Source organism: Shewanella sp. SM68 (genome assembly GCF_025653925.1).
In the GTDB taxonomy this organism is placed as follows: Bacteria; Pseudomonadota; Gammaproteobacteria; order Enterobacterales; family Shewanellaceae; genus Shewanella; species Shewanella oncorhynchi.
Genome location: NZ_JAKKRU010000005.1, coordinates 295,986 through 308,128, shown reverse-complemented (window position 1 = coordinate 308,128; position 12,143 = coordinate 295,986). Strand labels below are relative to the sequence as shown.

At 44.4% G+C, this 12,143-nt stretch carries 10 protein-coding genes; 2 read left to right on the top strand and 8 right to left on the bottom strand.

All coding sequences use genetic code 11. From position 1 onward, the window contains the following. Positions 1-30 precede the first annotated feature (30 nt). Complete coding sequence (gene tcdA, locus L5M40_RS11140) at positions 31-840, bottom strand: tRNA cyclic N6-threonylcarbamoyladenosine(37) synthase TcdA (protein ID WP_263176661.1); 810 nt, start codon at positions 838-840, stop codon at positions 31-33. A gap of 426 nt (positions 841-1,266) precedes the next feature. On the opposite strand from tcdA, the gene L5M40_RS11135 reads away from it, so the two are divergent. Both L5M40_RS11135 and L5M40_RS11130 read left to right on the top strand, forming a co-directional pair. Then, positions 1,267-2,331 (top strand): porin, encoded by a 1,065-nt coding sequence (locus L5M40_RS11135; RefSeq protein WP_263146725.1) that lies wholly within the window; start codon positions 1,267-1,269, stop codon positions 2,329-2,331. Between the two features lie 435 nt (positions 2,332-2,766). Beyond that, entirely contained in the window at positions 2,767-3,825 is a 1,059-nt protein-coding gene (locus L5M40_RS11130) for a porin (RefSeq protein ID WP_105251476.1), read from the top strand. A 166-nt stretch (positions 3,826-3,991) separates the two neighbouring features. Here L5M40_RS11130 and parC read toward each other — a convergent pair whose 3' ends face one another. From parC to nudF, 7 genes are read right to left on the bottom strand one after another with little or no spacing between them, the layout of a single operon-like run. Then, the gene (gene parC / locus L5M40_RS11125) at positions 3,992-6,268 is read right to left on the bottom strand and encodes a DNA topoisomerase IV subunit A (protein ID WP_263176659.1); all 2,277 of its coding nucleotides are present in this window, start codon (positions 6,266-6,268) and stop codon (positions 3,992-3,994) included. Then, positions 6,261-7,433: a PQQ-dependent sugar dehydrogenase gene (locus L5M40_RS11120; RefSeq protein ID WP_105251474.1), complete on the bottom strand. Its 1,173-nt coding sequence runs from the start codon at positions 7,431-7,433 to the stop codon at positions 6,261-6,263. Before L5M40_RS11120 ends, parC begins: the two co-directional genes overlap by 8 nt. A gap of 52 nt (positions 7,434-7,485) precedes the next feature. Further along, a complete protein-coding gene (gene parE, locus L5M40_RS11115) occupies positions 7,486-9,372 on the bottom strand; it encodes a DNA topoisomerase IV subunit B (RefSeq protein ID WP_105251473.1) in 1,887 nt (628 codons plus the stop codon). 56 nt (positions 9,373-9,428) lie between these two features. After that, positions 9,429-10,004, bottom strand: coding sequence for a YqiA/YcfP family alpha/beta fold hydrolase (locus tag L5M40_RS11110; RefSeq protein WP_105251472.1), 576 nt, complete (start codon positions 10,002-10,004; stop codon positions 9,429-9,431). A 26-nt stretch (positions 10,005-10,030) separates the two neighbouring features. Further along, on the bottom strand, positions 10,031-10,870 hold the full coding sequence (gene cpdA / locus L5M40_RS11105; protein ID WP_263256659.1) for a 3',5'-cyclic-AMP phosphodiesterase: 840 nt from the start codon (positions 10,868-10,870) through the stop codon (positions 10,031-10,033). Between the two features lie 15 nt (positions 10,871-10,885). Then, positions 10,886-11,326 carry a DUF1249 domain-containing protein gene (locus L5M40_RS11100; protein WP_105251470.1) on the bottom strand — a complete coding sequence of 147 codons (441 nt, stop codon included), beginning with the start codon at positions 11,324-11,326 and terminating at the stop codon, positions 10,886-10,888. 6 nt (positions 11,327-11,332) lie between these two features. Beyond that, complete coding sequence (gene nudF, locus L5M40_RS11095) at positions 11,333-11,935, bottom strand: ADP-ribose diphosphatase (protein WP_028759445.1); 603 nt, start codon at positions 11,933-11,935, stop codon at positions 11,333-11,335. Between the last annotated feature and the right edge of the window lie 208 nt (positions 11,936-12,143).

Below are 12,143 nucleotides of genomic sequence, written 5' to 3'. Positions count from 1 at the left end.
TGATATCTTGACTGAATCTAGGTTAAGAGTTTAAACCGCCTCTTGAGCCTGCAGTGCCAATCGCGCTAACACGCGACTTGCCGCTACAAAACCAAATGTCCCAGTTACCATAGTCACAGCCCCAAAACCAGAAGCACAATCCATCCTCATGCTGCCATCAGCCGCCGCTTTAGTACCGCACACTGAGCCATCGGCTTGGGGATACACTAACTGCTCACTGGAAAAAACAGCATCGATAGCAAACCGGCGTTGCACGTTTTTAGAGAAGTTATACTCGCGGCGCAAAATATTACGCACTTTGGCTAGCAAAGGATCTTGGTAGGTTTTAGCGAGATCAGTTAACTGAATTTGCGTCGGATCTGTCTGTCCACCCGCACCGCCCACTGTCACTATCTTAATTTTTTGACGTTTACACCAAGCAATTAACGCAGCCTTCTGCTTAACGGCATCAATACAATCAATAACATAATCAATATTGCCACCCTCTTTAGCTCCAAGCAAATACTCGCCTAGATTATCCAATGTAATAAAATCTTCAATTTCATTCACTTGGCAATCAGGATTAATTTCACGGATCCGTTGTGCCATCACAGCAACTTTAGAACCGCCGATGGTAGAGCTAAGAGCATGTATTTGTCGGTTAGTATTAGTGACGCAGATATCATCTAAATCCATCAAACTTATCTGCCCTAAGCCGCTCCGCGCTAAGGCTTCAGCCGCCCAAGTACCGACGCCACCAATACCAATTACCATCACATGGGATGTGGCAAATTTAGCCAACGCCTTTTGTCCATACAAACGGCCAATTCCGCCAAATCGATTTTGATAGGCCTCAGTCATAAATACTTACCTTATATTACCCAATAACAGCAGGAACGCTTGCCCCAGCATCCAGTAAACACCAGCTGGGACAGCTTAAAAGCAACACCAGAAATGTGCCGTGGATTCTAAACGATATCGACATAAACCGAAATCAGATCCTCAGCCACCAAACACCAGATGCAAAGGGATACGAATACTAAATGAGTGTAATAAAAGCAAAGGCCCATCATTTACAACCGAGTAATTTGGTAATCGACTTAATAAAAACATGTATTTCACTTGTAAAACAATATGTTGAATAAGCCATCCTTTATATGAAACATGATCAAGATCACACTTTATCATTTCAAGTCTGTGCAGACTTTGCCGCATAAAAGCTCAACAGCATGCATAGATACTGAAGTTATCAATGCATATAACAGCGATAAGCACAGGAAAATGAAGATGAAAAAGAATCTACTGACGACGGCTATTATTTCTAGCCTCACACTCTATTCATTCACAGCACTCGCCGATGGCCCTGAATTCTATGGTCATGCTGATCTTGCCATTACCAATTCAGACACAGGTTATGCAACTCAAAACCAAAAGGAGGGCACTGTTCTTGAAAACAACTTCTCTTGGTTAGGCGTAAAAGGTTCTGAAACTGTAAGCCCTTACTTTGACATCATTTATCAAATGGAATTTGGTGTCGAAAACTTTGACAACTCAAATAAAACCTTCAATGCCCGTAATACATTCCTAGGTATCAGAAGTGCCGCAGGTACGGCTTTAGTGGGTCGTAACGATACCGTATTTAAAGCAGCTGAAGGTAGCTTCGATCTTTTCGGTAATACCAATGCTGATATCGACTTACTGGTTGCAGGCCAAACACGCTCAGCCGATGGCATTTCTTACTATTCACCTAAAATTGCCGATCTCGTGACGCTTAATGCCACTTATCTGATGAGTGATAACTATGACCAAGTGGATAGCAATGGCAACGACGTGTATAGCAAAGATCAAATGTATGCTCTGAGCGCCACCTTAGGGGATAAAGCCTTTAAAGCACAAAACTACTATGTCGCTGCCGCCTATAGTGATGGTATTGATAACGTTGAAGCCTACCGTGGTGTGGCCCAAGCTAAATTCGGTGACGTAATCTTAGGTGCCTTATATCAACACAGTGAGCATGTAGATGATAAGTTTGCCAATCTCTCAGGCGATACCTATTTTGTCAACGCAGCCTACTTAATTGGCGACTTAAAACTAAAGATGATGTACGGCAAAGATGACTCAGGTCTAGGCAAGTACGTGAGCCGTTATGTTGGTGACCAAGACAACAGTGGCCTAGAACAGGTCCGTGATGTTGACCTGCAACAGTTCAGTGTGGGTGCAGATTACCGCCTGAGCACTAAGACTATGGTCTATGGTCACTACACACGCTTCGATGGTGATCTTATGTTGGCCGATGTAAAGCAAGACCTGAATGACAACATCTTTACTGTCGGTTTACGCGTTGATTTTTAAATAGATTAATCAACTAACCCCAAGGTTATTTATTGATAAAAAAGCGGCTTCGGCCGCTTTTTCTGCTTAGATATCGCCCCCAAACACAAATCTATAACCAATATGACAGACTTGCTACAGCATTAGTATATGCTACAGTTACCCTCGCCGACGCACTATCTAAGGCAATCCGCCTTACCTACCACTTAAGTAGTAAGTGAAAAATAGAGTTTTACCCCTTTCAGGTAAATTTGCAGTCAAGATATAAGGAAAGATCCCAGAAATGGCCCGAATATAGGCAAGGAGAGCCAAAAACATGATCTGCGCCACAGCCTGCGAGTCGTAAAACTGTAAAAATCGGCGGCAACTTTGTTACCGACTCAGGTAGCAAATGCGTTAAACCACACAAAAACCATGAAAAATGGATAAGAACTTAGGTTCGAGGGAGCACAAAACATGAAAAAGACATTCATCTCTGCATCAGTTGCATCAGTTTTAGCATTGGCTTCATTCGGTGCGCTAGCCGAAGGCCCAAGCTTCTATGGTCGTTTAGAGCTTGCTCTAACCCATACTGACACAGGTGCCACTCTACAATCTGGTACTAACGGCTTAGAAGCAAACTATGCCGATGAGAATAACGCAGGTACTTATTTAGAAAACAACTTCTCTCTATTAGGTGTTAAAGGTTCAGAAAAAATCGCTGATGGCTTTGACGTTATCTACCAAATGGAATTCCAAGTTGAAAACACTTCTGGTGCAGGTGATGTTTTCAAAGCACGTAACACTTTCTTAGGTTTAAAAACTAACGCTGGTACTGTGTTAGTGGGTCGTAATGACTCAGTATTCAAACAAGCCGAAGGTGCTGTGGATATTTTCGGTAACACTAACGCCGATATCGACCGTTTAGTCAGTGCCCAAACTCGTACTGCCGATGGTGCTTGGTACTATTCACCAAAAATTGCAGGCTTAGTGACATTAAACGCTAACTATCAATTTGATGATAACGACACTACAGCTAAGACTTCTGAAAGCCTATATGCATTAAGCGCAACTCTAGGTGACAGCAAGTTTAAAGAACAGAATTACTATGCTGCAGTAGCCTATAACAAAGGCATTGCTGGTGTTGATGCATACCGTTTAGTTGGCCAAGCAAAATTCGGTCAATTCAAAGTTGGTGGTTTATTCCAAAACTCTGAAGATGTTGTGAACAATGACATCGAAGGTAACACTTACTTTGTTAACGTTTCTTATGATCTGAACGGTGTAAACCTGAAGGCTGAATACGGCATTGATGAAGCTGGTTTAGGTGGTGCTTACACTAAACTGGGCGGCGTAAAAGGTGCTGATGACATCAATTTCCAAAACTTCAACATTGGTGCTGATTATCGCTTAGCGAAATCAACTATGATCTATGGTCAATACGCTATGTACCGTGGTGATTTTACTGTTGCTAATGCTAAAACAGATCTACAAGATGACAACGTATTCTCTGTAGGCGTACGTTACGACTTCTAATCTCTTACCTAAGAGATAATAGAAACCTACTGTAGTAATACAGTAGGTTTTTTTATGCCTCAAATCTAATCCAAAAGCGCCAAAAATAAAAAACCACCTAAGCCAAACTGAGGTGGTTTTAGTTAACCCATTTAATTCTTTACAGCATTGAAACCATTACAAAGCATTAGATGCTTGCTAAAGTATCACCACCGTCACCTAATTCAACGCTATCGACACGTTGTAATCCTCTAGGCAATTTTGCACCACGACGACCACGTTCACCTCTATAATGCTCAAGATCGCTTGGCTTCAGTGTGAGCTTGCGCTTACCTGCCCACAAGGTAACCGGCGTATCACTCGGCACTAATTGTAAATGCGTCATAAGTTCATCGCGACTCTTGGCCCTTTCGGTTGGTATGCCAATAATTTTATTACCTTTACCCTTGGATAATTGCGGTAACGCTTCTAGCGAAAACAGTAACATCCGCCCTTCGTTTGTAATCGCTAGCAGTGACATTTCTTTAGTGCGGTCGATCAACTTAGGCGTTAATGATTTAGCGTTTGTTGGTAGACTCAGCAAGGCTTTACCTGCCTTATTGCGCGACACCATATCGTTGTATGAACAAATAAAACCGTAACCCGCATCCGTAGCTAACAAGTAACATTGGTCTTCTTCACCCATCAACACATGCTGCATGGTTTCGCCAGGTGCCATATTGAAGCGAGTCGTAATAGGCTCACCTTGGCTACGGGCCGATGGCAGAGTATGGCTATCAGTCGCAAAAGCCCGCCCAGACGAATCAATAAACACTGCGGCCTGATTGCTACGTCCCATCGCGCTACATAGATATTGGTCGCCAGACTTATAGGAGAGCGACAAAGGATCGATATCGTGGCCCTTAGCACAACGCACCCAACCTTTTTCAGATAAGACAACAGTCACGGCTTCTGTCGGTGTTAACTCTTGTTCAGTTAATGCTTTGGACTCATTACGCAATACGATTGGCGAGCGACGATTATCGCCATAGGTTTCGGCATCTTGAATTAATTCTTTCTTGATCAACGTCTTCAAGCGACGCTCTGAGCCCAATAACTGCTCCAGTTTTTCGCGTTCGGCTTCAAGCTCATTTTGTTCGGCCGTTATCTTAAATTCTTCTAACTTAGCTAAATGCCGTAACTTTAACTCGAGGATCGATTCAGCTTGTTTATCACTGAGTGAAAAACGGGCCATCAACTCGGCTTTAGGATCATCGTGAAAACGAATAATCTCGATCACTTCATCAATGTTGAGGAAAGCGATCATTAGGGCTTCGAGTATATGTAACCGCGAGACCACCTTGTCTAAACGATATTCTAAACGACGTTTAACCGTATCAACGCGGAACTCTAACCACTCAGTTAATAAGGTTTTCAACCCTTTAACTCGCGGACGCCCATCGAGACCTAGCACATTTAAGTTAACTCTAAAGCTCTTTTCTAAATCTGTGGTGGCAAACAAATGCGCCATCAGTTGATCGCAATCGACGCGATTGGAGCGCGGCACCACCACAAGACGCACTGGGTTTTCATGATCCGACTCATCGCGTAAATCGGCCACCATAGGCAATTTCTTCGCCTGCATTTGACCGGCGATTTGCTCTAAGATTTTACCGCTACTGGCTTGATGCGGCAGCGCCGTTATAATGATTTCACCGCCATCGACAGTGTAAACCGCACGTGCTCTTAATGACCCACGGCCCGACTCATAAATTTTTGCAATATCGGCAGACGGGGTAATAATCTCGGCTTCAGTTGGATAATCAGGGCCTGGTACAAAGGCCATCAATTGCTCGAGTTCAAGCTTAGGATCATCGAGCAATGCTACGCAGGCGGAGACTAATTCTCTCACGTTATGCGGCGGAATATCCGTCGCCATACCTACGGCAATACCAGTAATACCATTGAGTAAGATATGCGGTAAACGTGCAGGCAGTACTTTAGGTTCCTTCAAAGTGCCATCGAAGTTAGCACCCCATTCAACCGTACCTTGTCCCAGTTCACTGAGTAACACTTCAGAGAATTTAGAGAGACGTGCTTCGGTATAACGCATAGCCGCAAATGACTTAGGATCATCGGGGGCACCCCAGTTACCTTGGCCATCGACTAACGGGTAGCGATATGAAAATGGCTGCGCCATCAATACCATAGCCTCATAACAGGCACTATCGCCGTGAGGATGGTATTTACCTAATACGTCACCAACCGTACGGGCCGACTTTTTATGCTTAGATTGAGCCGATAAACCTAACTCACTCATCGCATAGATAATTCGACGCTGTACCGGTTTAAGTCCATCACCAATGTGTGGCAGGGCTCGGTCCATAATGACGTACATGGAATAGTTCAGATAAGCCTCTTCGGTAAAGCGCCGCAATGGCATTTGCTCTACCCCATCGAGACTTAACTTGATAGCGTCACTCATTTTCTTCTAGTTCCTGTGTTTCTTCAGTACTATCGCCCTTATAAAACAAGCGATACACGTTACCTTTTAAATCATCGGAGATGTACATAGCACCATCGGATGCCGATAACAGCGCAAAGGGTCGAGCAACGGGAAATTCACCGTCAAGGAAACTAACAACCGTTTCACGACTCACCACTTTTTGATCTTCAATCTTAAGCATAACTACTTGATAGCCAACTTTACTCGAACGATTCCACGAGCCATTTTCGGCGACAAACAACTGATTATGGTAAATATCGGGAAATTGACTGCCGCGATAAAATGCAAGTCCCGTGGGTGCAACATGGGCTGGCAACTCATACATTGGCAGAGTGATTTTTAAGTTTTTCGGTTTTTCATAGGCAGGTTCGACAACACTACTGGCATGTAAATAAGGAAAGCCATAATGACTTCCTATCACATCGATGCGGTTAATCTCATCGGGTGGCAAGTTGTCCCCCATCCAATCACGGCCTTGATCGGCAAACCATAATTTTTTGTCTATTGGCGACCAATCAAATCCACTTGCATCACGCACACCAGCCGCAATCTGCTCACTCGCGCCAGTATCAACATTGATCGCTATGATACTACTGTAAGGCACTGGCGCTTCACAGACGTTACAGGGCGCACCAATAGACACATATAAACGGCCATCTGGGCCAAAATTAATTGCCCGAGAACTTTTCTTCTCTGAGTAAGGTAAGTCACTGTAAATCTCTTTGGGTCGACTCGGGCGGCGCAATCTTTGCTCAATATCAACAAAGCGCACTATTTGATTTTCAGTGGCGACAAACAAGTCACCATTGTGGAATGCAATCGCATCGGGTGATTCAAGCCCTTTGGCTATCACATAGCGCTTATCGACACGACCATCTTGATTACTATCAACGAGAGCATGGATAGTGCCGCTCTTATTGGAACCGACAAATAAAGTGCCATTAGCCCCCATCGCCATCTGCTTAGCATCGCCAATATCCGAGGCATAAAGCGATAAACCAAACCCCTTAGCGACGGTAATCATGATCGATTGGGAACCCGCAAAGGCGCTATTGCAGAGCAATAACGTCACACTCGCTAAGAGCGTAAAACCGGCAGAAAACACCTTTAAGCAATTATAATTATTAGTTTTAATATACAACATTGTAATTTTCTTTATGCCTATGTTTTATTGTTATCGGCAATAGTGCACAACATTAAAGTAAAGCCATGTCACCCTTATCTTCAAGCCAGTTTTTACGGTCCGGCGAACGCTTCTTAGCGAGCAACATATCCATCAAAGCATCCGTTTCTTCGATGTCATCTATCGTCAACTGTACTAAACGACGGGTGTTTGGATCCATCGTTGTTTCACGAAGTTGTAAAGGATTCATCTCACCCAAGCCCTTAAAGCGGGTGACTTGTACCTTACCCTTTTTATTCTCAGCGGCAATACGGTCTAAAATACCCGCTCTTTCTGCCTCATCTAAGGCGTAATAAACCTCTTTGCCGATATCAATACGGAACAACGGCGGCATAGCAATATACACATGACCCTGCTCAACTAAGATGCGGTAATGCTTCAAAAATAGCGCGCATAACAAGGTAGCAATGTGCAGTCCGTCTGAGTCGGCATCCGCAAGGATACAAATCTTGCCATAACGTAATTCAGAGATATCACTACTATCGGGATCGCAACCAATCGCGACCGAAATATCATGGACTTCCTGTGAAGCTAACACCTGTGAAGCATCTACTTCCCAGGTATTCAAGATTTTGCCACGCAGCGGCATGATGGCTTGAAACTCACGATCGCGGGCCTGTTTAGCACTACCACCCGCAGAATCCCCTTCCACGAGGAATAACTCTCCGCGCATCGGATCTTGGCCACTACAGTCTGTTAGCTTACCCGGCAGTGCAGGTCCCGAAGTCACCTTTTTGCGAGCCACTTTTTTAGCGGCCTTTAAGCGGCTCTGGGCATTATTAATGCACATTTCGGCTAAGGATTCAGCTAACTCGGTATTTGAGTTCAACCAGAGTGAGAATGCGTCACGCACAACGCCAGACACAAAAGCAGCACATTGGCGACTAGAAAGCTTTTCTTTTGTTTGACCAGCGAATTGCGGTTCTTGCATCTTCACCGACAATATAAACGCGGCGCGATCCCAGATATCTTCGGGTGAAAGTTTAATACCACGGGGGATTAAATTTCTGAACTCACAGAACTCCCGCATCGATTCCAATAAACCTTGGCGGAAACCATTCACATGGGTACCACCCAGTGGAGTCGGAATTAAATTAACATAACTCTCGCCAATGGATTCACCGCCTTCAGGCAACCAAGTAATGGCCCAATCTGCGGCTTCTAGTTGGCCTTTAAAGCAACCCACAAACGGCTCTTCTGGCAATCTTAAATTGTCACCGATAGCCGCCTTTAAATAATCAGTTAGGCCGCTTTCATAGAACCATTCATGGACTTCATTTGTCTGTTTATTGGTGAATTTGATCCGTAAACCTGGGCACAGTACCGCTTTAGCACGAAGCAAATAAATCAGTTTTGAATTTGAGAAGTTAGCTGAATCAAAATAGCTCGCATCGGGCCAAAAATGCACTCGAGTCCCCGTATTACGACGACCACAGGTCCCTGTTGGGCGTAAATCTTCAACCTTAAAGCCATTTTCAAAAGCGATGTCATACACTTGGCCATCACGGCGAACCGTGACTTCGACACGGCGCGACAAAGCGTTAACCACCGAAATACCGACACCGTGTAAACCACCGGAGAACTGGTAGTTTTTATTCGAAAATTTACCGCCAGCATGCAATTTGGTCAGAATTAACTCAACCCCAGGAATGCCTTCTTCTGGGTGGATATCCACCGGCATACCACGGCCATCATCAGTGACTTCGAGGGAGTTATCTGTATGTAGAACAACTTCAATTTTTGTCGCGTGACCTGCCAATGCCTCATCGACACTGTTATCTATGACCTCTTGGCCCAAATGGTTAGGTCTGGAGGTGTCGGTATACATACCTGGACGGCGTTTAACAGGATCGAGTCCGTTGAGAACTTCAATGGCGTCAGAGGTGTATTGATTTGTCATAGGGCACGCTATAGGTTGTTATATCCGGCCATGTTGCGGCTCGGCATGTCAGTTTGTCAAGGTAAGTGTAAAAATTGGCTTACAGTTTGCAGATGCGACTCATAACCAACAAAGCTGTGATCACCACCCGCTTCAACTCGCAATTGACAGTGATGATACTTATTGACCGCTTCGCGATAATCCAGCACATCATCACCTGTCTGCAATAATACCAAAAAACGATCCGGATTGCGGATCACAGCCGTATTAAATTCAGCGACTTCAGACTTATGCTCAGGTAAGACAAGATAATGCTGTTCAGTGTAAGGATTGAATTGCGGCCCCATAAACTCATCGAACAACTCAAAGGGTTTTACCGCAGGATTAACTAACACCGCTTTGCCACCGTAGGTTTCGGCTAAATAGCTGGCGAAATACCCACCTAAAGATGAGCCTATATAAGCTAATGGCTCTTTGGCATCAATCGCAGCCTCAACATAAGCGGTTAAGAGCACCATCGCAGCCTTAGGTGTATTAGGCAATTGGGGCTGATGGAAGGCCACACTAGGATGATGCCGCGCCATGTACTTAGCCGTCATCACAGCTTTATCTGAAAATGGAGAGCTATTAAAACCGTGAATATAAAGCAGCATATTTCCTCAGGCTGCGGCTATTCGCGTTAATAACCGCTAGAGTTGTTGTCGGGGGAAAAATGGTTACCCGGTACGCGATACACTTTAGTGTTGATGCTACCATCGGCTTTCAACTCCAGCAAACGATAACCCGGTTGAACGCCATCCAAGGCAAAATAAGGCGATAACGGCTTAAATTGAATACAAGTGGAAGGTGTCGCCATCAACTGCAACGTGCCATGGGGCCCATTATGATGGGTATCAATACATTGGTGCACATGTCCCCAGAGCAATCCTTTGACCTGCGGATACTTTGCCACTCGCGCGATAAACTCGGCGCCATTGTCCATGCAGTGCTGATCCAACCAAGTACAATTCACAACGATGGGATTGTGATGCATCACCAGTAAAGTATGGCATTCAGGATGTGCGGCAATGGCTTCATCAATTAATTCGAACTGAGTCTCGGCCATATTGCCGCTAGGCTTTCCCCGCACGGTTGAATCCAACATGAGGATTTGCCAGTTTCCCGCCAGAATACGCTGCTGCCCAAAAATCTGTTCACCCTGCATGTGCAGATACATGATCCGTGGATCGTCATGATTTCCAGGAAGATAATGGCAAGGTAAGCCAACGGGGGTGACTGCTTTCACAAATTGCTGATAGGACTCAGCCGAATAGTCTTGACTCAAATCGCCCGTGGCGAGCATCAAGTGAGCAGGATAGTCCACAGCTCTAATCGTATTTAATACGGCAGCAAAACTTTTGCTAGTATTAACTCCTAATAGCTGAGCTTCAGGATCGGCAAAAAGATGCGGATCTGTGACTTGCACGATACGCACGCTTTCCCCTTCAGCTATGGAGTAAGAGACAGCCTCTTTCAGCACATTGAATACCCAATTCTAAGACTGGCACACGACACTGTGTTGGTAACCAATCTTTAATAACTCTTCCAGGAATGCATTCACCTGGTACTTTTCATCACTTTGATACATGCGTACATTGGGATAATCATACACTGGGCGTAATTGGTAAATCTGTTGGCCAGTTAACACTTCTGCTAATTTAGCATCGTGATAAATTCTCACTAACACCTTGGGAGTATTGATAAACTCCTTTATTTCGATGGGACGAGATATCTCAACTAGCTGAGTATATTTGGTATTTTCTAAAATTCGCACTACTAATATACCAAACTCACCTTCGAGTCGCCATGACTCACCGATAGCTATCTCTAACGGTAACCATTTCAACATGTAGCCATAATTACGCCCGCACAGTGCTAAAAAATCACTGACGTTGGGTTTATAGCGCCGTTTTAGACTCGAAGTAGCCAAATTCATCCCAACTTAAACCAGTTGCTGATAGTTTAATTGTAACCATTGTAATCCAATAACGGTCGACGCATTATCAATCTCGCCCGCAACCACTCGCTCATAAGCTTGCTCGCGGCTCATGACATGCAATCGAATATCTTCGTGCTCTTCAGCTAATCCATGCAATCCACGGGCGTCGTTTGAATCGACATCAGCCCAATAGAAATAGAAACGTTCTGTACTACCACCTGGGCTCGCTAAATAGCTATTTACACTGTGTATTTGCTTAGCCATTAAGCCAGTTTCTTCCATTAATTCTCGGTGTGCAACATCCAGAGGCGTTTCTGCGGGCGCAATCATACCCGCGACTAACTCAAGAAGCCAAGGAGATTTAGCGGTTGCTAATGCAGGAAAGCGTACCTGTTCAATGAGTACGACTTTATCTTGCTTGGCATCATAGGGAAGGACGACCACAGCATGACCCCGTTCAAACACTTCGCGAGTGACAGGCTTACTCCAGCCACCAGCGAATAATTTATGCTTGAAAGTGTATTCGTCCATTGAGAAAAAACCTTGATAAAGGGATTTTTTTCCTAAGATCTCAATATCCGTTTGCGAAAAAACAGGGGGTTTCATACTCTATCCTTAAAAGTTAAATTTGCGCCTACAATCAAGGCAATTTGAGCACATTTTTAAAATAAAATCTGTTACACTTCGAATTTGACTTGAAAGTGTCAGAGTTCTTAGACTCTAGGTCATTAAGTTTTAGCTGTATCGGGAAGCGTCGGGAAGCGCAAACCGCCTTGGTAAAGGCATTACTTAGTCTAAACGAAGTTAAAATATT

Coding starts and splice junctions, on each gene's coding strand:
- tcdA (WP_263176661.1), bottom strand. CDS start 840: ATGACTGAGGCCTATCAAAATCGATTTGGCGGAATTGGCCGTTTGTAT.
- L5M40_RS11135 (WP_263146725.1), top strand. CDS start 1,267: ATGAAAAAGAATCTACTGACGACGGCTATTATTTCTAGCCTCACACTC.
- nudF (WP_028759445.1), bottom strand. CDS start 11,935: ATGAAACCCCCTGTTTTTTCGCAAACGGATATTGAGATCTTAGGAAAA.
- L5M40_RS11100 (WP_105251470.1), bottom strand. CDS start 11,326: ATGAATTTGGCTACTTCGAGTCTAAAACGGCGCTATAAACCCAACGTC.
- L5M40_RS11130 (WP_105251476.1), top strand. CDS start 2,767: ATGAAAAAGACATTCATCTCTGCATCAGTTGCATCAGTTTTAGCATTG.
- L5M40_RS11120 (WP_105251474.1), bottom strand. CDS start 7,433: ATGTTGTATATTAAAACTAATAATTATAATTGCTTAAAGGTGTTTTCT.
- parE (WP_105251473.1), bottom strand. CDS start 9,372: ATGACAAATCAATACACCTCTGACGCCATTGAAGTTCTCAACGGACTC.
- L5M40_RS11110 (WP_105251472.1), bottom strand. CDS start 10,004: ATGCTGCTTTATATTCACGGTTTTAATAGCTCTCCATTTTCAGATAAA.
- parC (WP_263176659.1), bottom strand. CDS start 6,268: ATGAGTGACGCTATCAAGTTAAGTCTCGATGGGGTAGAGCAAATGCCA.